The sequence below is a fragment of the Pengzhenrongella frigida genome (assembly GCF_004168625.1).
Lineage (GTDB): Bacteria > Actinomycetota > Actinomycetes > Actinomycetales > Cellulomonadaceae > Pengzhenrongella > Pengzhenrongella frigida.
In genome coordinates this window covers 1-21,945 of record NZ_SDWW01000034.1, presented here as the reverse complement: position 1 = coordinate 21,945, position 21,945 = coordinate 1, and the positions used below count along the sequence as shown (strand labels likewise).

Sequence of the window (21,945 nt, the reverse complement as noted above, 5' to 3'; positions counted from 1 at the left end):
GCCCTGCCCGGTACGCGTGACCGTCCGCTACGCCGCCGACGTGGGCCGGGTCCCCGCCCGCCCCTGCTCGGCGAGCGCGCCGAGCCGCGACAGGGCGCGGTAGTACTTCTTGCGGTAGCCGCCCTGCAGCATGGCCGGGGTGAACAGCCCGTGCTCCCCGGTGCCGCCGAGCAGGACCGGCACGTCGCGGTCGTAGAGCCGGTCGACCAGCACGACCAGCCGCAGCGCGGCGTTCTGGTCGGTGACCGGGGCCACCCCGGTCAACCCGACGAGCGAGACGTCGTCGAGCAGGGCGCCGTACCGGCTGGGGTGCACCGCCGCGAGGTGGCCGAGCAAGGTCGCGAAGTCGTCGAGCGTCGCCGCCGGGTCGCCCAGCACGGCCGCGCGCACGACGGCGTCGGGCAACGGGCTCGCGTCGGTGACCGTCGCGCGGTGGCGGTAGTCCTCACCGTCGATGCGGAGCACCTCGAAGCGGGCCGCCATCGCCTGGATCTCGCGCAGGAAGTCCTCCGCGGCGAACCGGCCCTCGCCGAGCGAGTCCGGCAGCGTGTTCGAGGACGCCGCCAGCGCGACCCCGCGGTCCGCGAGCTCCCGCAGGAGCCGCGACATCAGCACGGTGTCCCCCGGGTCGTCCAGCTCGAACTCGTCGATGGCGACCAGCCGGTTGGTCGCCAGCGCCTCGACGGTCGCGGCGAACCCGAGGGCCCCCACGAGGTTCGTGTACTCCACGAAGGTCCCGAAGGCGGCGTCGGCCGGGCCGACGGCGTGCGCCATGGCGGCCAGCAGGTGGGTCTTGCCGACCCCGAACCCGCCGTCCAGGTACACGGCCGGCGGCGCCGCCCGACGCCGGCGGGTGCGCCAGGAACCACCGGCCGCGACGCTGATCACCTCGGCCACGACGCGCAGCCGCGTGACGGCGGCCAGCTGGCTGTCGAAGGCCGGATCCGGCCGGTAGGTGTCGAACGACTCCCCGGCGAAGTGGCGCGGCGGAACCAGCTCACCCAGCAGCCGGGCGGTGGGGACCCGCGGTCGCCGCTCCGCGAGACTGGCAGGAGCGGGGCTGCCGACGTCGGTGAGGGTCACGATCAGCGAGCCTAAGCCCGGCTCCCCCGCGCCCGGGCCACCCCCGGTCGGACCTAACCTGGGGCCATGTCCGATCACCAGCCGCCCGGGCTCGACGTCCTGCTCCCGCTCGCCCGTGCCGGCGAGCACCTGCCGGCCGACCCCGGCGAACGCGCGCTGATCGCGCTCTACCCCCACCCGCCGGCGTCGTCGGGCACGGCCGCGTCGTCGGGCCCTGCTGCGTCCTCAGGCAAGGCCGTGTGGCTGCGGGTGAACATGATCTCCAGCCTCGACGGGGCCGCCACCGGCGCGGACCGCCGCTCCGGGACGATCAACGGCGACGCGGACCTGCGGGTGTTCGGCGTGCTGCGCGCCGCTGCCGACGTCGTCCTCATCGGCGCGGGGACCGCCCGGGCCGAGGGCTACGGCTCGATCGACGTGCCCGCGCAGCTCGCCGCGTCCCGGGCGGCGCGAGGCCAGCGCGCCGCGCTGGAGCTCGCCGTGGTCAGCGGCACCGGGGAGCTCCCGGCCGCCCTGCTCGACTCGGACCACCCGCCGCTGGTGGTCACCATCACCGACCGGCCCGACCTCGAGGCCCTCCGGGCCCGGATCGGCGCCGACCGGGTGATCGTCGCGGGCACTGGCCGGGTGGACCTGCCCGCCGCGCTCGCGGCGCTCGCCGACCGCGGCCTGGTGCGGGTGCTCGCCGAGGGCGGCCCCCGCCTGCTGGGCCAGCTGCTGACGGCCGGGCTGGTCGACGAGCTCTGCCTGACGTGGAGCCCCCTGGTCGTCGGTGGTCCCGCGCCGCGGGTCGTCGACGGGGCCCCGTGGTTCGTCCCCGCCCTCGCCGCGACCCCGGCCCACCTCTTGCACGCCGACGCGGTTCTGCTCGGTCGGTGGCTCCTCTAGGCTCGTCAGGTGACCGACCCCACGAGCGCGCCCGCCGACCCGAACTCCACCGTCCCGCAGCCGCCGGCCGACGCCAGCACGATCGTCGTGCTGACCGAGGACACCCTGCTCGACGCCGACGTCGCGCACGTGCTGGAGCTGCACGGCGACCCCGCGCTGATCTACCGGGTGCTCGTCCCGGCCGACACCGAGCGCAACATGCTCGTGTCGTTCGTCGACCACCTCGGCCTCGGCGAGCTGCGTGAGGCGCTCTCCGACGTCCTGCGGCGCGAGCCGAAGCCCACCGAGGCCAAGGCCGAGGCCGCCGAGCAGCTCGCGGCGAGCGTCGCGGCGTTCACCGCGGCCGGGGCGACGGCCGAGGGCCTGATCGTCGAGGACGACCCGCTGCCGGCCCTGCGTGCCGAGGTCGCCGCCGGGATCGTGCGCGAGATCGTCGTGGTCACCTACCCGCACGCCGTGGAGGACACCTTCCACCGCGACTGGGCCTCGCGGGCCCGCGAGACGCTGCAGGTCCCCGTCCTGCACCTGTACTCGGGCACCAGCGAGCTGGGCTGATCCGGGGCTGAGCCGGCACCCGGCCCGGGTTCAGAACCCGGTCGACGTCGGCCGGGGGTAGTAGGTCCGGAACTTGCGGACCTGATTGACCAGCGCCGCCGCCACGTACGCCCGACGGCGCAACGACCGGTCCCCGCGGTAGCGCAGCGGGTGCACGACGTCGCCCGCCTTGACCAGGGCACGCACCCGCGCGTTGAGCGCGGGGTCGAGCACGTACCGCAGCAGCAGGCGGTGCGGCAGGATCGAGTACAGCACCTGCCGGTCGACCACGACGGGCTCGACCGCGAGGCCGTCGACCCGGTCGCCGACCAGGAACCGCATGGGGTTCGCGCCCGCCGCGGTCAGGTAGTAGTTGTTGCGCCCGATCCGAGGGTTGACCTCGAAGAACCGGTAGGTCCCGTCGCGAGGGTCGACCTTCACGTCGAAGTTCGCGAACCCGATGTAGCCCGTCGCGGTGAGGAACGTCCGCGCCTGCTCGAGCATCGGGTCGATCCGCTGCGTGATCATCGCCGCGGGGTTGCCCAGCCCCGACGGGGTGTGCTCCTCGATCAGCACGTGCGCCGAGCACAGCAGCGTGATCGCGCCGCGGCTGTCGACGTACGCCGTGATGGACCGCATGTGCGTGTCGTCCCCGGGGACGAGGTCCTGCACCACGAACCGCCCCCGGAAGCCGGCCGCCGCCAACGACACCCACAGGGCGTCGAGCTCGGCGGGCGACGCGATCTCGAAGACCTTCTTCTTGCCGTCGAAGTGCACGTCCTGGTAGTCGGCACTGCTCGCCGCCTTGGCGATGAGCGGGTAGTCGAGGTCGACCGCCACCGGCTGCCAGCCCGCCTCGCCCGCCCCGGCGAAGTCCTGCACGATCGTGCGGGGCACGTCGATGCCCAGGTCCGCGCAGATCTCGGCGAAGGTCGCCTTGTCCGAGATCCGGTCGAGCAGGTCGCCCGAGAGGAACGGCACGATGTAGTGCGGCTCGAGGCGCGCGCGGTGACGTACCACGACGCGCACGAGCCAGTCCGAGTTGGCCAGGAGCACCAGACGACGACCGGGGTGCTCCGCCGCGAGCTCGACCAGGCGATCGACCATGTGCTCGGGCGTCGCGTCGGGCCCGAGCAGCACGTTGTCGATGATCTGGGACCGCGCGACCGGTCCCAGCGCCGCACCGCTGACCACGATCGAGCGCACGCCGTACGCCTCGTGGAAGGACCGGGCAAGGGCGTACACGCCGATGTCAGCGCCGAGGATGACCGGCAGCAGCGGCGCGGTGCCGCGCTCTGTCGCGGCCGCGTCGGTGGCGTCGGGCGCAGGGACGGCCGCGCTCACAGGGCGGTCTCGCTGCGGTCGCCGGTCCATTCGGTGTGGAAGGTGCCCGCGCGGTCCACGCGCCGGTAGGTGTGCGCGCCGAAGAAGTCCCGCTGGGCCTGGATCAGGGCCGCGGGCAGCCGCTCGGCCCGCACCCCGTCGTAGTACGACAGCGACGAGGAGAACCCGGGGGTGGGCACCCCGTGCAGCGCGGCCGCGGCCACGATCCGGCGCCACGCCCCGACGCCGTCGTCCATCACCCCGGTGAAGTACGCGTCGGCGAGCAGCAGCGGCAGGTGCGCGTCGCGCTCGTAGGCCTCGGTGATCCGGTTCAGGAACCGGGCCCGGATGATGCACCCGCCCCGCCAGATCCGCGCCATCGCACCGCGGTCGACGTCCCAGCCGAACTCGGCCGACGCCGCGGCGATCTGGTCGAAGCCCTGCGAGTACGCCACGACCTTCGACGCGTACAGCGCCAGGCGCACGTCCTCGATGAACGCGGCCCGGTCCTCGGGCGCGATGTCCCACGCCGCGGCGTGCGCGGGCAGCACCCCGACCGCGGCGGCGCGCTGCGGCACCGACCCCGACAGGGCGCGGGCGAAGGTGGCCTCGGCGATGCCGGTGATCGGCACGCCCAGGTCCAACGCGTTCTGCACCGTCCAGCGCCCGGTGCCCTTCTGCTCGGCCTGGTCCAGCACGACGTCGACGAACGCCGCGCCGGTGACCGGGTCGGTGTGGGCCAGCACGTCGGCGGAGATCTCGATCAGGAACGACTCCAGGTCCCCGGTGTTCCACTGCGCGAAGATCTCACTGATCTGCGCCGCGGTGGCGCCCAGGCCCAGGCGCAGCAGGTCGTACGCCTCGGCGATGAGCTGCATGTCGGCGTACTCGATGCCGTTGTGCACCATCTTCACGAAGTGCCCGGCCCCGTTGGCGCCCACGTACGTGCAGCACGGCACCCCGTCGACCTGCGCCGCGATGCTCTCGAGGATCGGGCCCAGGACCGCGTAGGACTCCGGCGAGCCGCCGGGCATGATCGACGGGCCGTTCAGCGCACCCTCCTCACCGCCCGAGACCCCCGTGCCCACGAAGTGCAGCCCGTGCGCGGCCAGCTCGGCCTCGCGGCGGATCGTGTCCGGGAAGTGCGCGTTGCCCGCGTCGATCACGATGTCGCCCGCGGCCAGCAGCGGGACCAGCTCGGCGATCACCGCGTCGGTCGGCCCCCCGGCCTTGACCATGATCACGACCTTGCGCGGCACCGCCAGCGACGCCACGAAGTCCGCCATCGACTCCGACGCCACGAACGTGCCCTCGGTGCCGTGGTCGGCGACCAACGACGCCGTCTTCGCATACGACCGGTTGTGCACCGCCACCGTGTACCCACGCCGAGCGAAGTTCCGAGCCAAGTTCCGACCCATCACGGCCAGGCCAGTGACACCGATCTGCGCAGTTGCGGACATGCGGGGAGCTCCTTCGTCGCGGGGCAAGCTGAGCGGCCAGCCTAACGGCGACACGCCGTGAACCCCTCGGGAGCCCAAAGCCTGGGCCATGGGTGCCCGCGCGCCTACGCTCACACTCGTGATCAACTCTGGTCCGGCGCAGGTTCCCGCGGAGTTCGCGCGGGCGCTGCATTCGCTGCGCGCGACCCGGGTGCGCACGGAGGTCCACCTCGAGGAGGTGCCCGGACCGGGACGGGTCGCACCGTTCAGCGTGGCGCTCACCGCCGAGGTCGTCGATCCGCACACCGACGACGAGCTCGCGTCGGGCCGGTTCGTCGTCCTGCACGATCCCGCCGGCCAGGAGGCGTGGGACGGGACGTTCCGGCTGGTGACCCTCGTCCGCGCGCGGCTCGAGGCTGAGCTGGGGGCCGAAGACCTGCTCGCGGAGGTCGCCTGGACCTGGTTCGCCGACGCCCTCGCCGACGCCGGTGTGCACCCCCGCGCCGCCGGGGGGACGGTCACGCGGATCCTCTCGAAGAGCTTCGGCTCCCTCGCCGACCGTCCCGACGAGATCGAGGTCGAGATCCGGGCGTCCTGGACGGCGCCCGACGGCGACCTCGGTCCGCACCTGCGGGCCTGGTCCGTACTCCTGTGCCAGGCGGCCGGACTGCCCCCGCTGCCGCCGGGCGTCACCGCCATGGGCTCGCGCCGCTGACGCCACTCCGGGGTCGCGATCGAGGATGAAATTCGGTTCCGACTCAAGGTCTTCCCACCCGGGGCCGATATGACTGGAGTACACCATCCCCGTCAGCCGGAGAGTCGTTGTGAGCATCGAGTCCTTGCGCACCACGTCGACGCTTCACCGCGCGGTCGCGCCGGTCGGTCCTGTTCGAGCGCCCGGCAGCCCCGTCCGTCGCCCGGTCCCCACGGGACAGATGTGCATCGTCGTCAACGAGCTCGGCGAGGGTGAGGGCACCGCACTCGTGCGCAACCTCGGCCGCCGCGGGACGACCCGGGTCGTCCTCCTCGCCCGCCGCGCGGCCCGCCGCGAGCTCGTCCAGCTCCTGTCCGGCGGCCTCCGTGGCGCCGTCGCCGCCGACCCGCGCCGCATGCAGCTCGTCCCCGGAGCCCCGCGACCCGTCGCTCCGGCACCGGCGCCCGTCCCCGTCGCGGAGCCGGCCCCCGCGCACCCGGAGCTGACCGCCCGCGAGCTCGGCGTGCTCAAGCTCGTCGCGGACGGTCGGAGCAACCGGAACATCGGCGAAGACCTCGGGCTCTCGGCCCTGACCGTCAAGAGCCACCTGGCCCGGATCTCCCGCAAGCTCGGCACCGGCGACCGGGCCGAGCTCGTCGCGACGGTCATCCGCTCGGGCCTGATGCCCTGACCGGTTTCGCCCCGGTGTCCGCTCGGGTGTGATCTGGACCTCGTACCGCCCCCTCGGCGCGCGCTGTGCCGACCCCGCCGTTCAACGGCTTACCGTTGACCCCATGGATCTCGAGACACCGGCCTACCCGGTCGGACCCCTCGACGCGCCGGTCGGGACCGGTGACGTGGCCCGAGCCCCGTCCGACACCTCGGCCGGCATCGAGCCCGCTGCACCCCCCGCCGTCGCTCCCGCCGCGGCTGAGGTCGATGACGCCGCGACCACCGAGCCGATCGAGGCGCCGGCCGCGCTCGAGGTCGTCCCCCTGGTCGAGCCCGCGGACGGGATCCCGCCGGTCACCGTGACCCTCGAGGCCCTGGCCCAGGTCGTCGCCGCGTTCGCTGCCGGCACCGGGCCCGTGGCCGTCGACGCGGAACGGGCCTCCGGCTACCGGTACGGCCAGGCGACCTACCTCGTCCAGCTGCGACGCGAGGGTGCGGGTACCGCCCTCATCGACCCGATCGCGCTGCCTGATCTGTCCAGCCTGTCCGAGGCCCTCGTGGGCGTCGAATGGGTGCTGCACGCGTCGTCTCAGGATCTGCCCGGACTCTCCGAGCAGGGTCTGTTCCCCAGCCGCGTGTTCGACACCGAGGTCGGTGCTCGCCTGCTCGGCCTCGACCGGGTCGGGCTCGGTGCCGTCGTGGCCGAGCTGCTCGGCCTCGGGCTCGCGAAGGAGCACTCGGCGGTCGACTGGTCGACCCGTCCCCTGCCGGAGGACTGGCTGCGGTACGCGGCCCTCGATGTCGAGGTGCTCGTCGAGCTCCGCGAGGTCATGGCCGACCGGCTCGCGGAGGCGGGCAAGGCCGAATGGGCCGCGCAGGAGTTCGAGGCCCTGCGGACCGCTCCGCCGGCGCCGCCGCGGATCGACCCCTGGCGGCGCGTCTCGGGCCTGCACGTGATCCGGGACGCCCGCCGGCTCGCCGTCGTCCGCGAGCTGTGGACCACGCGCGACGAGAACGCCCGGCACCGCGACATCTCCCCCGGCCGGGTCCTGCCGGACTATGCGATCGTGGCCGCCGCCCAGGCGATGCCCCGCACCGTCGACCAGCTCACCGCGCTCGCCGCGTTCTCCGGCAAGGGCGCCCGACGTCGCGCCGCCCTGTGGCAGCAGGCCATCGACCGCGGACTGACCACCCCCGAGGGCGAGCTCCCCTCGGTGCGCGGACCCCGCACCGATGCACCACCGCCGCCGCGTGCCTGGGCCGACCGCGACCCCGCCGCGGCCGCCCGCCTCGCCGCCGCCCGCGGCGTGGTGACCGCACTGTCGGTGCAGCACCACATCCCGGTGGAGAACCTCTTGCAGCCCGATCTGCTCCGGCGCCTGTGCTGGAGCCCGCCGGCCACGCTCGACACGGCCGCGATCACCGCGGTGCTCACCGCCGGGGGTGCGCGTCCCTGGCAGGTCGAGCTTCTGTCCGCCGAACTCGCCGACGGTTTCGTTACTCTCAAGTAACATCGCTCGTGCGGAGGGCGAGATGTCCCCCGACATGAGGCGCCGCACCGGCGCACCAGGACACCGCCGTCCACTCCAGGAGACTCAATGACGAGCACCCCTCTAGGCCGCACCCTGCGTTCCGTCGTGTTCGTCGACGGGGTCCGTACCCCCTTCGGCCGAGCAAAGGCGGACGGTCTGTACGCCCACACCCGGGCGGACGACCTCGCGGTGAAGGCGATCCGTGAGGTGCTTCGCCGACACCCCCAGCTGCCGCTCGACCGCATCGACGAGGTCGCGATCGCCGCGACGACCCAGACGGGTGACCAGGGCCTGACCCTGGGCCGGACGGTCGGCCTCCTGTCCGGGCTGCCCCGCTCCGTGCCCGGCTTCGCGATCGACCGGATGTGCGCCGGCGGCATGACCGCCGTCACGACCACCGCCTCGGGCATCGCGGTCGGCGCGCAGGACGTCGTGCTCGCCGGTGGCGTCGAGCACATGGGCCGCCACCCGATGGGGGCGGGCGCCGACCCGAACCCGCGGTTCTTCACGGAACGACTGGTGACCACGGACGCCCTCGACATGGGGCGGACCGCAGAGAACCTGCACGACCGCTTCCCCACCCTGACCCGCGCCCGCGCAGATGCGTTCGGCGTGGCCAGCCAGGCCAAGTACGCCGCCGCCCTCGCGGCCGGCCAGATCACCGGCGACCTCGTCCCGGTGGCCCTGCGCGACCCGAACCTCGGCTGGGGGCTGGCCACCGCCGACGAGCTTCCCCGGCCCGGCACCACGTTCGAGTCCATCCAGAACCTGCGCACGCCGTTCCGGCCCGGGGGCCGGGTGACGGCGGCCTCGTCGGCACCGCTCACCGACGGCGCCGCCGCCTGCCTGCTCGCGGCCGAGGACACCGCCGCCGAGCTCGGGCTCGGCGCCCGGATGCGGATGGTCTCGTTCGCGTACGCCGGCGTCGCACCGGACGTCATGGGCCTGGGGCCCGTCCCCGCGACGCACCGCGCGCTGGCGAGCGCCGGGCTCACCGCTGCCGACATCGGGCTGTTCGAGATCAACGAGGCGTTCGCGGTCCAGGTGCTGTCCTTCCTCGACGCGTTCGGCATCGACGACGAGGACCCCCGGGTCAACCCCTACGGCGGCGCGATCGCCGTCGGGCACCCGCTCGCGAGCTCGGGCATCCGGCTGATGACCCAGCTCGCCCGGCAGTTCGCCGAGCGCCCGGACATCCGCTTCGGCCTCACCACGATGTGCGTCGGACTCGGTCAGGGCGGCACCGTCATCTGGGAGAACCCCCACCACGCCGACTACGACGGCTACCCGCCGGCCGCCGTCGATGCCGCCACCCGCACCCTCTCTGGAGCGCAGTCATGACCGATACCGCCACGACGACCCCTCCCACCGACCGTCCCGCGGCCGGGCACCCGGGCGGAGCCCGACCCGAGCGGGTCACCCACGCGCTGGTCCGCGACGTCACCCTGCCCGACGGCGCGGGGACCCTCGCGCTCGTCACGCTCGACAACGGCCTGGACCCCGCCGTGCCGACCACGCTCGGGCTGATCGGGCTGCGCGAGCTCCGGACGGCCCTCCTCACCCTGCACCGGCGCGCGGCCGACGGCGAGATCGTCGCGGTCGGCGTCACCGGCAAGCCGAACTACCTGGCCGCGGGCGCCGACCTGACGGCCGCATCGCTCATGGTGTCGCAGTCCGAGGCACGCGAGCTCGGCGAGGTCGGGCATGCTGCCTTCCGTCTGCTCGGCGAGATGGCCGTGCCGACGTTCGCCTACATCAACGGGGTCGCCCTCGGCGGCGGCTTCGAGGTCGCCCTGAACTGCACCTACCGGACGATCGCCGGCGACGTGCAGGCGGTCGGCCTGCCCGAGACCTTCCTGGGCCTGGTCCCCGGATGGGGCGGCTGCTTCCTGCTCCCCCAGCTCGTCGGCGTGCGCCGGGCGCTCGACCTCATCATCAACCGCCCGCTCGCCGGCAACCGGATGACCAAGGCGGCCGCGGTCCTCGAGCTCGGGTGCGCCGACGCCCTGTTCCACCCCGCCGACTTCCTCGAGCAGTCCATCGTCTGGACGGCGGACGTGCTCGCCGGCCGGGTGACGGTCCACCGGCCCGAGCTCGAGAGCGCGAGCGAGTGGGACGCGATCGTCGCGTCGACCCGGGACCTGCTCGACCAGCGCCTGCACGGCTCCCGGCCGGCCCCGTACCGCGCGCTCGACCTGGTCAGCGCGGCCCGCACGTCCGACCGGGACACGGCCTTCGCCGCCGAGGAGGACGCGCTCACCGACCTGATCATGTCCGACGGTCTGCGCGCGAGCCTGTACGCGTTCGACCTGACCACCCGCCGGTCGCGCAAGCCGGCCGGTGCGCCGGCCGAGGAGCTCGCCCGGCCGGTGCGCACGGTCGGCATCGTCGGCGCCGGGCTGATGGCCGGTCAGCTCGCGGTCCTCATCGCCCAGCGGCTCCGGGTGCCCGTGGTGATGCGCGAGATCAACGACGAGCGGGTCGCCGCCGGGCTCGACGGCATTCGCGCGATCGTCGGCATGCTCACGAAGAAGGGCATCGCCGCGGACGAGACGAACCGGATCCTCGGGTCGATCTCCGTGAGCACCGACCTGCGCTCGCTGGCCGAGGCGGACCTCGTGATCGAGGCCGTCACCGAGGTCCTCGAGCTCAAGCAGCGGGTGTTCGCGGAGCTCGAGGACGTGATCGCGACCGACGCGATCCTCGCGACCAACACCTCGGCCCTGTCGGTCACCGAGATGGCGAAGCACCTGCGCCACCCCGAGCGCGTCGTCGGGCTGCACTTCTTCAACCCGGTCGCCCAGATGCCGCTGGTCGAGGTCGTGCGCACGGCCTCCTCGAGCGACCAGGCCGTCGCGACCGCGTTCGCCGTGGCGAAGAAGCTGCGCAAGACCGCCGTCGGGGTCGAGGACCACCCGGGGTTCGTCGTGAACCGGCTCCTGCTGCGGATGCTCGCCGAGGTCGTGGGGACCGTCGAGAACGGCACCCCGGTCACGGTGGCCGACGTCGCCCTGCGCCCGCTCGGGATCCCGATGTCCCCGTTCGCGCTCATCCAGCTCGTCGGCCCGCAGGTCGCCCTGCACGTGCTCGACCTGCTGCACACGAACCTCGGCGACCGCTTTCCGCTGTCCCCCGGGCTCGAGCGGCTCCTGGCCGAGGGGCGCCGCGTCGCCGGCGCTCCGGACGGTCACGGCGCCGAGCTGTCGGCCGACCCCGCGATCCAGGACGTGTTCGGCGAGCCCGGCGGACCTGCCGCGCTCGACGAGGCCGGGGTGCTCGACGCCGTCCTGACCGGTCTGACCGAGGAGATCGGCCTCATGCTCGACGAGGGCGTCGTCGCCTCCGCCGACCAGATCGACCTGTGCATGATCATGGGCGCCAACTGGCCGCTGTACCTCGGCGGCATCTCGCCGTACCTCGATCGCACCGGCTACTCCCAGAAGCTGCTGGGCCGACGCCTCCTGCCCGACGGCGTCGCCAACGTCCCGACCCCCTGACCCGACCGTTCCGGCGCGCGAGTGCGCGGAATCTGCTGCTGGCCGACCCTGCTGAGCAGCCGAAACCCCGCACTCGCGCGCTTTTCCGGGTCAGGCGGGTGGGAGCAGGCGGGTTGGGAGCAGGCGGGTGGGGATCAGAAGACGGTGAGGCCCTTGGCGCGGAACTGGCCGCGCACGCGCTCGACCAGCTCCAGGCTCGGCGCCGGGGTGTCGTCGAGCTCGTACTTCATCCCGAGCGTCTCCCACTTGTCCCGACCCATCTGGTGGAACGGCAGCACCTCGAGCCGGCTCACGGTCGGCAGTGACGCGGCGAACTCCGCGACGGCTTCCACGTTCGCGGGGTCGTCGGTGAGCCCGGGGACGAGCACGAACCGGATCCAGATCTCGATCCCGTGGGCGGCGAGCCGCCGGCCGAAGTCCAACGTGGGCTGCAGCGCCTGGCCGGTCACCCGCTTGTAGGTCTCCGGGTCGCCGGACTTCACGTCGAGCAGCACGAGGTCGACGTCCTCGAGCATCTCGTCGGTGCAGTGCGCACCCAGGTACCCCGAGGTGTCGATCGCGGTGTGGATCCCGAGCTCCTTGGCGCCGCGCAGGATCCGCGCGACGAACGCGGGCTGCATGAGCGGCTCGCCGCCGGAGATCGTGATCCCGCCGCCGGTGACGTCGAAGATCTTCTTGTAGCGCGCGATCCGCGCGAGCAGCTCCTCGGCCTCGATGGGCTCGCCGCGGCGCATCTCCATCGTGTCGGGGTTGTGGCAGTACAGGCAGCGCAGCGGGCAGCCCGAGAGGAAGGTGGTCATGCGCGTGCCGGGGCCGTCGACGGCCGTGACGAGCTCCCACGAGTGCAGCGAACCGAGCTCGCCGGTGCGCACCTGGGAGAACCGCTCGGACCGGCCCGCGTCGCTCGCGTCGAGCCCGGCGGTGCCGGCGGAGGCGCGGTGGTGGGAACCGCCCACGAGGGGGACGCCGAGCTGGACCACGGGCGCGCCGGTGGGGTGCTCGGTTGGAGCTGCCGTGCTGCTCATGAAGGTGATCCCATCCTGAATCGCTCGTGGTGTGCCGCGGGCCCGACGACGATTTCTCGTCCCCGGGCCCGCGGCAGTGCCGGTCAGCTGGTGTTACAGGCTGCCGTGGAACGTACGCGACAGCACGTCGAGCTGCTGGTCACGCGTGAGCCGGACGAAGTTCACCGCGTACCCGGAAACCCGGATGGTGAGCTGCGGGTAGTTCTCCGGGTGCTCCATGGCGTCCTCGAGCGTCTCGCGGTTGAGCACGTTGACGTTGAGGTGGTATCCGCTGGAGACGTTGTAGCCGTCGAGCAGCCCGACCAGGTTGGAGACCTGCTCGTCGAGGTTGCGACCCAGGCCCGAGGGAACGACGGTCGACGTGAGCGAGATGCCGTCAGCCGACTCGGAGTACGGGAGCTTGGCAACGCTGAGGGCGCTGGCGAGCATGCCGTGGGTGTCGCGCCCGTTCATCGGGTTGGCACCCGGTGCGAACGGCTCGCCCTTGCGGCGACCGTCGGGCGTGTTGCCCGTGGCCTTGCCGTAGACCACGTTGGACGTGATCGTCAGCACCGACTGGGTGTGCAGCGAGTTGCGGTACGTCTGCTGGCGACGGATCTTCGCCATGAACGTCGCGACCAGGTCCATCGCGATCGTGTCGGCACGGTCGTCATCGTTGCCGTACATCGGGAAGTCGCCCTCGACGGTGTAGTCCGTGATGAGACCGGACTCGTCGCGAACCGGGTGCACCTTGGCGTACTTGATCGCGGACAGCGAGTCGGCCACGACGCTCAGGCCGGCGATGCCGCACGCCATCGTCCGCAGGATGTTCCCGTCGTGCAGGGCCATCTCGAGACGCTCGTACGCGTACTTGTCGTGCATGTAGTGCACGCAGTTCAGCGCGTCGATGTACGTCTCGGCGAGCCAGTCCATCTCGGTGTCGAACTTGGCCATCACGTCGGCGTAGTCCAGCGTGTCACCGGCGACGGGCACGGTGGCCGGGGCGATCTGCTTGCCCGAGACCTCGTCACGACCGCCGTTGAGCGCGTAGAGCATCGTCTTGGCGAGGTTGACGCGAGCGCCGAAGAACTGCATCTGCTTGCCGGTCCGCATGGCGGAGACGCAGCAGGCGATCGACGCGTCGTCGCCCCAGGCCGGACGGATGAGCTCGTCGGACTCGTACTGGATCGCGGAGGTGTCGATCGACACCTGCGCACAGAACCGCTTGAAGCCCTCGGGCAGGCGGCTGCTCCACAGCACGGTCAGGTTCGGCTCGGGAGCCGGGCCCAGGTTGTAGAGCGTCTGCAGGAACCGGAAGGAGTTCTTCGTGACGAGCGCGCGCCCGTCCTCGCCGATGCCACCGATCGCCTCGGTGACCCAGACCGGGTCGCCCGCGAAGATCTCGTCGTACTCGGTGGTGCGCAGGAAGCGCACGATGCGCAGCTTGATGACCAGGTCATCGATGAGCTCCTGGGCGGCCGACTCGGTGAGCGTGCCCGCCTCCAGGTCGCGCTGCAGGTACACGTCGAGGAAGGTCGACACGCGGCCCAGCGACATCGCCGCGCCGTTCTGGTCCTTGACCGCACCCAGGTAACCGAAGTAGACCCACTGCACAGCCTCGGCGCCGTTCGTGGCGGGACCCGAGATGTCGCAGCCGTAGGACGCCGCCATCTTCTTGAGGTCGCCGAGCGCGCGGATCTGCTCCGCGTTCTCCTCGCGGTCGCGGATGATGTCCTCGACCGAGCGCTCCATGTCGAGCTGGTGACGCTCGACCTTCTTCGCGGCGATCAGGGCGTCGATGCCGTACAGGGCGACGCGACGGTAGTCACCGATGATGCGGCCGCGGCCGTACGCGTCCGGCAGGCCGGTGATGATGTGCGAGCTGCGAGCGGCGCGCACGTTGGGCGGGTACACGTCGAAGACACCGGCGTTGTGGGTCTTGCGGTACTCGGTGAAGATCTTCGACAGCTGCGGGTCGACCGGGTAGCCGTAGGTCTTGAGGGACTTCTCGACCATCTTCCAGCCGCCGTACGGCATGATCGCGCGCTTCAGCGGCGCATCGGTCTGCAGGCCGACGATCAGCTCGTTGGCCTGGTCGATGTAGCCCGCGGCGTGCGAGGTGATGCTCGACGGGGTGAGGGGGTCGACGTCGTAGACGCCCCGCTCGCGCTCGGCCGGGAACATCGCGGCGATCTTCGCCCAGATGCCCGTGGTGCGCTCCGTCGCGCCCGCGAGGAAGGTCGCGTCTCCCGCGTAGGGAAGGTAGTTCTTCTGGATGAAGTCGCGGACATCAATGCCATCGCTCCACGGTCCCGCGATGAAGCCCTTCCAGGCTCCGGGGGTGCCGTCGGCGGTGGCCGGCTGGGGGACTGCGGTGGTCGTCATCAGGTGTGCTCCTCAGGGTTGCTTCCTAATACTTCGACGCTACGAGGAAAGTCATGGGATGACATGGGACCAAGGGCCTCGGTGGAGCCAAAACACCGCAAACAGACCTGCGATCTGCGTCACACCTGCGCCACGCACGCGGCAATCGGGGACGTGACGATGCTACGCGGCCGGTACGCGCGCGGATACCGCGAAAATGCGCGCGCGGGAACCGCGTAGAGCCGGGCGCCGCGGCCGCGCCGCCGTGCCTTCAGCGTCCGGCGGGGTTGGCCGCCGCGAGCGCCGTCAGGACGTCACGCGTGATGTCCTCCGGTCGCAGCCGAAGGTCGCCGACGATCTGGTCGCGGCTCGAGTGCTCCAGGAACCCGAGCGGGATGCCGATCGACTGGACCGGCGTGCGCACCCCCGCCTCGGTCGAGCGCTGGGCCAGCATCGAGCCGACACCGCCCGCCGCCAGCCCGTCCTCGATCGTCACGACATGGTCGTGCTCGCCGGCGAGCTTCACGAGCGCGGCCGGGATCGGCAGGACCCAGCAGGGATCGGCCACGGTGACGCGCAGACCGTGCGCGGCGAGCAGCTCGGCGACCGCGAGAGCCGTCGGGACCAGCGCCCCGACGCCGACGACGAGGACCTCCCGGCCCGTGCCGACCTCGTGGCGCGCCAGCAGGTCCACCCCGTCGATCGTGTCGATCGCCGTGATGGGCTCGACGACGGCCCCCTTGGGGTAGCGCACCACGCTCGGGGCGTCGTCGATGTCGACGGCCGCGCGCAGCGCCGATCGCAGCGTCGGCTCGTCGCGCGGCGCCGCGAGGTGCAGCCCCGGCACGGAGGTGAGCATCGCCATGTCCCACATGCCGTTGTGGCTGGCGCCGTCGTCCCCCGTGATGCCCGCGCGGTCCAGCACGAACGTGACGCCCGCGTGGTGCAGCGCGACGTCCATCAGCACCTGGTCGAACGCACGGTTGAGGAACGTGGCGTAGACGGCCACGACCGGGTGCAGCCCGGCGAAGGCCATGCCCGCGGCCGAGGTCGCCGCGTGCTGCTCGGCGATCCCGACGTCGAACGTCCGGCCGGGGAACTCCGCGGCGAACGGCGCGAGGCCGACCGGCGCGAGCATCGCGGCGGTGATCGCCACGACGTCGGGCCGACGTCGACCGATCTGGACCATCTCGTCGGCGAAGACCTTGGTCCAGCCGAACCGGGACGGCGCGACCGGCAGCCCGGTCTCCGGGTGGATCTGCCCGACGGCGTGGAACCGGTCCAGCGAGTCCTGCTCGGCCGGGCTGTAGCCCCGGCCCTTCTCGGTGATGACGTGCACGATGACGGGTCCGCCGTAGGCCTTGGCGCGACGCAGCGCGTGCTCGACGGCGGCCGTGTCGTGCCCGTCCACCGGGCCGACGTACTTGAGCCCGAGGTCCTCGAACATGCCCTGCGGCGCGACGACGTCCTTGATGCCCTTCTTCAGGCCGTGCAGGGCGTCGTACGCCATCTGACCGGGGACACCCAGGCGCGGCAGCGTGCGCTTGCCCCAGGACAGGAAGTTCTCGTACCCGCGGGTCGTGCGCAGCGTGTCGAGGTGGTGGGCGAGGCCGCCGATCGTCGGCGCGTACGACCGGCCGTTGTCGTTCACCACGATGACCACGCGGCGGTCGGGACCGCCGGCGATGTTGTTGAGCGCTTCCCATGCCATGCCGCCGGTGAGCGCACCGTCGCCGATCACCGCGACGACGTGCCGGTCCGTCCGGCCCTGGACCTGGTTGGCCTTCGCGATGCCGTCGGCCCAGCTCAGCGCCGTCGAGGCGTGCGAGTTCTCGACGATGTCGTGCACGGACTCGGACCGGCTCGGGTAGCCCGACAGCCCCCCGCGCTTGCGCAGGTCACCGAAGTTCTGCCGACCGGTGACGAGCTTGTGCACGTAGGACTGGTGGCCGGTGTCGAAGACGATCGAGTCGCGCGGTGACTCGAAGACGCGGTGCAGTGCGAGCGTGAGCTCCACGACCCCGAGGTTCGGCCCCAGATGACCGCCCGTGCGCGAGACGGACTGGACGAGGAACTCACGGATCTCGGCGGCCAGCTCGTCGACCTGTCGGCCGCTCAACCGTCTGAGGTCAGCCGGCGACTGGATACGGGCGAGCAGGCCCATGACGTGTCTTCTTCCTACAGATGGCAGCGGCGACGGGCAGATGGCAAGGCAGATGCGAGGTGCCGACGCCCGAGAGCGGGACTCCACTGTAGTTTGCGGGCCAGATCCGCGCTAAGTGAAGCCTCACCCGATCCCTGGCGGAATCGCCGGAACCGTAAACTCGCCCCATGCAGTTTCTCCCCGGCCACGTGCCGTCCTGTGACCTGACCTACGGCGACGTCTTCCTGGTGCCCTCCGCCAGCGAGGTCGCCTCCCGCTTCGACGTGGACCTTGCCGCGGCCGACGCGACGGGCACCACGATCCCGATCGTGGTGGCCAACATGACGGCGGTGTCCGGCCGACGGATGGCCGAGACGGTCGCCCGACGCGGCGGGATCGCCGTCATCCCCCAGGACGTGCCGACCGACGTCGTCGCCGACGTCGTGGCGTCGGTCAAGGCGCGACACACGGTGATCGAGAGCGCCGTCGTGGTCTCCCCCACCGACACCGTGCACACCGCCCTGACGCTCATCGGCAAGCGCTCGCACGGCGCCGTCGTCGTCGTGGTCGACGGGCGACCGGTCGGCGTGGTCAGCGAGGCGGACTGCCAGGGGGTCGACCGCTTCACCGCCATCTCGGCCGTGATGACGCCGAACCCGACCGTGGTCGAGCTCGACGTGCTCTCGCGCGGCGGCCTGCAAGCGGCGTTCGAGACGCTGCACGGGTCGCGCCGCAAGTTCTCCCCCGTGGTGTCCGACGGCGAGCTGCTCGGCGTGCTCACCCAGATCGGGGCCCTGCGCTCGTCGATCTACACCCCCGCGGTCGACGCGTCCGGCCGCCTGCGCGTCGCGGCCGCCATCGGCATCAACGGCGACGTCGGCGCGCGCGCCCGCGCGCTGCTCGAGGCCGACGTCGACGTGCTCGTCGTCGACACCGCCCACGGCCACCAGCGCAAGATGCTCGAGGCGCTCGCCATCGTGCGCGCGCTCGCCCCGGGGATCCCGATCGTCGCGGGCAACGTGGTCACGGCCGCCGGCACGCGCGACCTCATCGAGGCCGGCGCGGACATCGTCAAGGTCGGGGTCGGCCCGGGCGCGATGTGCACCACCCGCATGATGACCGCCGTCGGGCGCCCGCAGTTCTCCGCCGTGCTCGAGTGCGCGGCCGAGGCCCGCCGGCTGGGCAAGCACGTCTGGGCCGACGGCGGCGTGCGGCACCCGCGCGACGTCGCCCTCGCCCTCGCGGCGGGCGCCTCGCAGGTGATGGTCGGATCCTGGTTCGCCGGGACGCACGAGAGCCCGGGCGACCTGCACACGGACGCCGACGGGCGCGTGTACAAGGAGAGCTTCGGCATGGCCTCCGCCCGCGCCGTGGCGGCCCGCAACAGTGGCGGCACAGCGTTCGAGCGGGCACGCAAGGCCCTGTACGAGGAGGGGATCTCCAGCTCGCGGATGTACCTCGACCCCGAGCGGCCCGGCGTCGAGGACCTGCTCGACAAGATCACCTCCGGCCTGCGGTCGGCCTGCACCTACGTGGGCGCGACCACCCTGGAGGAGTTCGCCGAGCGCGCCGTCGTCGGCATCCAGTCGGCAGCGGGGTACGACGAGGGCCGGCCGCTCCCCCGCGGCTGGTGACCGGCGGGCCGATGAGTTCCCGCGCCGGGTCGGGCCCCGGGTCCCGCCCGGTGCCGACCGGCCCTGTGCCGCCCGGACCGGTCCGCGGCGAGCTCGCGGCGCTGGTGGAGCGCGGGGTCTCGTGGGCGGCGTACCACGCCCGGATCCCGGCGAGCTCGCCCCCGGGACGGCCCGCCGCCGTCCTGGTGCTCTTCGGGGTGCTCGACTCGTTGCCGGCGCACCACCGGGGTGGTGCCGTCCCCACCGACCTCGACGTGCTGCTGGTCGGGCGGGCGTCGACCCTCACCCATCACTCCGGTCAGGTGGCCTTCCCCGGCGGCCGGGTCGACCCCGGCGACGCCGGACCGGTCGCGGCGGCGATTCGCGAGGCGGTCGAGGAGACGGGGCTCGACTCCGACGGCGTGGAGGTGCTCGGCACGCTCGGCGAGCTCCCGGTCCCCGTCAGCGACCACCTCGTGACCCCCGTCCTCGCCTGGTGGGCGACGCCGTCGCCGGTCGACGTCGTCGACGTCGGCGAGTCCGCGGCCGTGTTCCGCGCTCCGGTCGCCGACCTGCTGGACCCCGACCTGCGCCGGACCGCGACCCTGCGCCGCGGTGGCCGGGTGTACCGCACCCCCGCGTTCCTCGTGGGTCCGCATGTCGTGTGGGGATTCACCGCGATCGTCATGAACGAGCTTTTCGACGGCCTCGGGTGGACTGAGCCGTGGGACGTCGCACGGACCATCGACGTCGCGGGCTCCGGCCCGCGATAGGCGTCACCGGGTCGGCATCTGACGCTGCTCGGGTGCACCTTCGGCTGCCGTTCCGGGGTGCGCGACGCCGATTGCGGGCTCAGAACGACCCCGCGTGCACACATGTGCAAGTGATTTGCGCATCCGTGCACGCGGGGTGAGCATGGGACACGCCGCTTGGTCGATACCTCGACGATGCAGTCGGGGCCACCGGCGGCGCGCAGCTCGTGCGAAAAACACGGGCAAGGAGGAAACAGTGAACACGGCGCCACTCACAGTCCAGACGCGCACCGCCGCGCTGGAGACACTCCAGGCGAGCAGCACTCCCGGCCACGAGCTCGACGTCCTGGTCATCGGTGGCGGCGTGACGGGCGCCGGGATCGCGCTCGACGCCGCAACCCGCGGGCTGACGGTCGGCATCGTCGAGGGCCAGGACTGGTCCAGCGGCACCTCGAGCCGGTCGAGCAAGCTCGTCCACGGCGGGCTGCGCTACCTGCAGATGCTCGACTTCCACCTCGTCCGTGAGGCGCTCACCGAGCGCGACCTGCTCCTCACCGAGCTCGCCCCCCACCTCGTGCGCCCGGTGTCGTTCCTGTACCCGCTGGAGCACCGCGTCTGGGAGCGCGCCTACGTCGGCGCCGGCATCGCGCTGTACGACACCCTGGCGAGCATCAACGGCCGGCGCCGCGCGCTGCCGCTGCACAGCCACGTGACCCGCCACGGCCTCGAGAAGCTCTTCCCCGACCTGCGCCACGAGGCCGCGATCGGCGCCATCCGGTACTGGGACGCCACCGTCGACGACGCCCGCCTGGTGTCCACCCTGATCCGCACGGCAGTCACGCACGGCGCGGCCGCCGCCTCCCGCACCCAGGTGGTCGCGTTGGCGACCAACGACCGGGGCACGGTCACCGGTGCCACGGTCCAGGATCTCGAGACGGGCCAGCAGATCGAGGTGCACGCGCACCAGGTCATCAACGCGACCGGGGTCTGGACCGAGGAGACCGAGTCGCTCGCCAAGACCGAGGGCGGCCTGAAGGTGCTGGCGTCCAAGGGCATCCACATCGTCGTGCCGCGCGACTGCATCGCCGGCGAGACCGGCCTGCTCCTGCAGACCGAGAAGAGCGTCCTGTTCGTCATCCCGTGGTCGCGCTACTGGGTGATCGGCACCACCGACACCCCGTGGAAGCTCGAGCTCACGCACCCCGTGGCCACGTCCGCGGACATCGACTACGTCATCGACCACGCGAACGCCGTGCTGGCGCGACCGCTGTCCCGCAAGGACGTCATCGGCACCTGGGCCGGGCTGCGGCCGCTGCTGCAGCCGGGCACCAAGGAAGGCACCTCGTCGGCGAAGGTCTCCCGCGAGCACACCGTGGCCTCCCCCACCCCGGGCCTGACCGTGATCGCCGGCGGCAAGCTCACCACCTACCGGGTGATGGCCAAGGACGCCGTCGACTTCGCCCTCGGCAACCGTGCGCGCTCGAACCCGTGCGTGACCAAGACCATCCCGCTCGCCGGGGCGACCGGCCTCAAGGAGGTCCGCCTGCGGGCCACGACGATCCAGAGCCGCTACGGCTGGAGCGCGGCCGTGCTCGATCACCTGCTGCACCGGTACGGGTCGCTGATCAGCGAGCTGACCGAGTCGGTGGACGCCGAGCCCGGTCTGGGCAAGGCGCTGGCCGGGGCACCGGCGTACCTGCGGGCCGAGATCGCGTACGCCGTCACGCACGAAGGTGCGCTGCACCTGGACGACGTGCTCATGCACCGCACCCGGCTCAACTACGAGCAGCTCGACCGTGGGGTGGGCGCGCTCGAGGAGATCGCTGACATCATGGCGCCGCTGCTCGGCTGGGACGACGCCACCCGCACCCGCGAGGTCGCCGCCTACCGCGAGCGCGCCGAGGCCGAGGCCGCGTCCGAGCTCGAGCCCGACGACGAGTCGGCCGAGAAGGTGCGCCTGCAGGCCGCCGAGATCGCCCCGCTCAGAGAGCTGGTCGCTCCCTGAGAGCGCCGTCCGGCACGTCCGGTCCATCGGTCCCCCCGACGGCTCGGACGGCCGGACGGGACCGAGGTACGTGAGTGGGGGGACCGCACCCGCTGCGGTCCCCCAGCACTTTGTGAGGGCTCTCGCGCCGCTGCGACCCCCGCTGCCTGGTGGGGCGCGGCCAACCCGTGTCACCACCCCCGCGCAGCCTCATGACACGGAGGAACGACGCACATGGCCGACTACGTTCTTGCGATCGACCAAGGGACCACGAGCTCCCGGGCGATCCTCTTCAACCACGGCGGCACCATCGTCGAGACCAGCACGCTCGAGCACGAGCAGATCCTCCCGCGCGCGGGCTGGGTCGAGCACAACGCCGAGGAGATCTGGACCAACACCCGTGAGGTCGTCGGCATCGTGCTC

The 21,945-nt window shown here is 72.4% G+C and carries 17 protein-coding genes; 11 read left to right on the top strand and 6 right to left on the bottom strand.

Annotation, left to right across the window (positions count from 1 at the left end):
• Nucleotides 1–27: 27 nt before the first annotated feature.
• Nucleotides 28–1,083, bottom strand: a complete 1,056-nt coding sequence (gene zapE, locus EUA98_RS13665) for a cell division protein ZapE (RefSeq protein WP_242511522.1) — start codon at nt 1,081–1,083, stop codon at nt 28–30.
• A gap of 66 nt (nt 1,084–1,149) precedes the next feature.
• Between zapE and EUA98_RS13660 the strand changes: the two genes are divergently transcribed.
• Both EUA98_RS13660 and EUA98_RS13655 read left to right on the top strand, forming a co-directional pair.
• The gene (locus EUA98_RS13660; protein WP_130103243.1) at nt 1,150–1,971 is read left to right on the top strand and encodes a dihydrofolate reductase family protein; all 822 of its coding nucleotides are present in this window, start codon (nt 1,150–1,152) and stop codon (nt 1,969–1,971) included.
• Nucleotides 1,972–2,052: 81 nt separating this feature from the next.
• Complete coding sequence (locus EUA98_RS13655) at nt 2,053–2,526, top strand: hypothetical protein (protein ID WP_130103270.1); 474 nt, start codon at nt 2,053–2,055, stop codon at nt 2,524–2,526.
• A 30-nt stretch (nt 2,527–2,556) separates the two neighbouring features.
• Here EUA98_RS13655 and EUA98_RS13650 read toward each other — a convergent pair whose 3' ends face one another.
• Both EUA98_RS13650 and gnd read right to left on the bottom strand, forming a co-directional pair.
• Nucleotides 2,557–3,849, bottom strand: coding sequence for a carboxylate--amine ligase (locus tag EUA98_RS13650; RefSeq protein WP_242511520.1), 1,293 nt, complete (start codon nt 3,847–3,849; stop codon nt 2,557–2,559).
• On the bottom strand, nt 3,846–5,288 hold the full coding sequence (gnd, locus tag EUA98_RS13645; RefSeq protein ID WP_130103241.1) for an NADP-dependent phosphogluconate dehydrogenase: 1,443 nt from the start codon (nt 5,286–5,288) through the stop codon (nt 3,846–3,848). Before gnd ends, EUA98_RS13650 begins: the two co-directional genes overlap by 4 nt.
• 121 nt (nt 5,289–5,409) lie before the next feature.
• Between gnd and EUA98_RS13640 the strand changes: the two genes are divergently transcribed.
• From EUA98_RS13640 to EUA98_RS13620, 5 genes are all read left to right on the top strand, one after another.
• Nucleotides 5,410–5,982, top strand: coding sequence for a DUF3000 domain-containing protein (locus EUA98_RS13640; protein WP_434063500.1), 573 nt, complete (start codon nt 5,410–5,412; stop codon nt 5,980–5,982).
• Nucleotides 5,983–6,202: 220 nt separating this feature from the next.
• Entirely contained in the window at nt 6,203–6,652 is a 450-nt protein-coding gene (locus tag EUA98_RS20490) for a helix-turn-helix transcriptional regulator (RefSeq protein ID WP_130103239.1), read from the top strand.
• A 103-nt stretch (nt 6,653–6,755) separates the two neighbouring features.
• On the top strand, nt 6,756–8,144 hold the full coding sequence (locus tag EUA98_RS13630; RefSeq protein WP_242511519.1) for an HRDC domain-containing protein: 1,389 nt from the start codon (nt 6,756–6,758) through the stop codon (nt 8,142–8,144).
• Nucleotides 8,145–8,231: 87 nt separating this feature from the next.
• On the top strand, nt 8,232–9,506 hold the full coding sequence (locus tag EUA98_RS13625; protein WP_130103238.1) for a thiolase family protein: 1,275 nt from the start codon (nt 8,232–8,234) through the stop codon (nt 9,504–9,506).
• Complete coding sequence (locus tag EUA98_RS13620) at nt 9,503–11,662, top strand: 3-hydroxyacyl-CoA dehydrogenase NAD-binding domain-containing protein (RefSeq protein WP_130103237.1); 2,160 nt, start codon at nt 9,503–9,505, stop codon at nt 11,660–11,662. Before EUA98_RS13625 ends, EUA98_RS13620 begins: the two co-directional genes overlap by 4 nt.
• Nucleotides 11,663–11,796: 134 nt before the next feature.
• Here the strand turns inward: EUA98_RS13620 and pflA are convergent, their stop codons facing one another.
• From pflA to dxs, 3 genes are all read right to left on the bottom strand, one after another.
• Entirely contained in the window at nt 11,797–12,687 is an 891-nt protein-coding gene (pflA, locus tag EUA98_RS13615) for a pyruvate formate-lyase-activating protein (protein ID WP_130103236.1), read from the bottom strand.
• A 93-nt stretch (nt 12,688–12,780) separates the two neighbouring features.
• Nucleotides 12,781–15,051: a formate C-acetyltransferase gene (gene pflB, locus EUA98_RS13610; RefSeq protein ID WP_130103235.1), complete on the bottom strand. Its 2,271-nt coding sequence runs from the start codon at nt 15,049–15,051 to the stop codon at nt 12,781–12,783.
• A 250-nt stretch (nt 15,052–15,301) separates the two neighbouring features.
• The gene (gene dxs / locus EUA98_RS13605; RefSeq protein WP_130103234.1) at nt 15,302–17,194 is read right to left on the bottom strand and encodes a 1-deoxy-D-xylulose-5-phosphate synthase; all 1,893 of its coding nucleotides are present in this window, start codon (nt 17,192–17,194) and stop codon (nt 15,302–15,304) included.
• A 167-nt stretch (nt 17,195–17,361) separates the two neighbouring features.
• Here dxs and EUA98_RS13600 point away from each other — a divergent pair, with 167 nt between their 5' ends.
• The 4 genes from EUA98_RS13600 to EUA98_RS13585 all read left to right on the top strand — a co-directional run.
• A complete protein-coding gene (locus tag EUA98_RS13600; protein ID WP_130103233.1) occupies nt 17,362–18,807 on the top strand; it encodes a GuaB1 family IMP dehydrogenase-related protein in 1,446 nt (481 codons plus the stop codon).
• A gap of 11 nt (nt 18,808–18,818) precedes the next feature.
• Nucleotides 18,819–19,559 carry an NUDIX hydrolase gene (locus EUA98_RS13595; protein WP_130103232.1) on the top strand — a complete coding sequence of 247 codons (741 nt, stop codon included), beginning with the start codon at nt 18,819–18,821 and terminating at the stop codon, nt 19,557–19,559.
• A 235-nt stretch (nt 19,560–19,794) separates the two neighbouring features.
• Nucleotides 19,795–21,543, top strand: a complete 1,749-nt coding sequence (locus EUA98_RS13590) for a glycerol-3-phosphate dehydrogenase/oxidase (protein WP_130103231.1) — start codon at nt 19,795–19,797, stop codon at nt 21,541–21,543.
• Between the two features lie 213 nt (nt 21,544–21,756).
• The coding region (locus tag EUA98_RS13585; RefSeq protein WP_242511516.1) for an FGGY family carbohydrate kinase at nt 21,757–21,945 on the top strand (189 nt) is incomplete at its 3' end.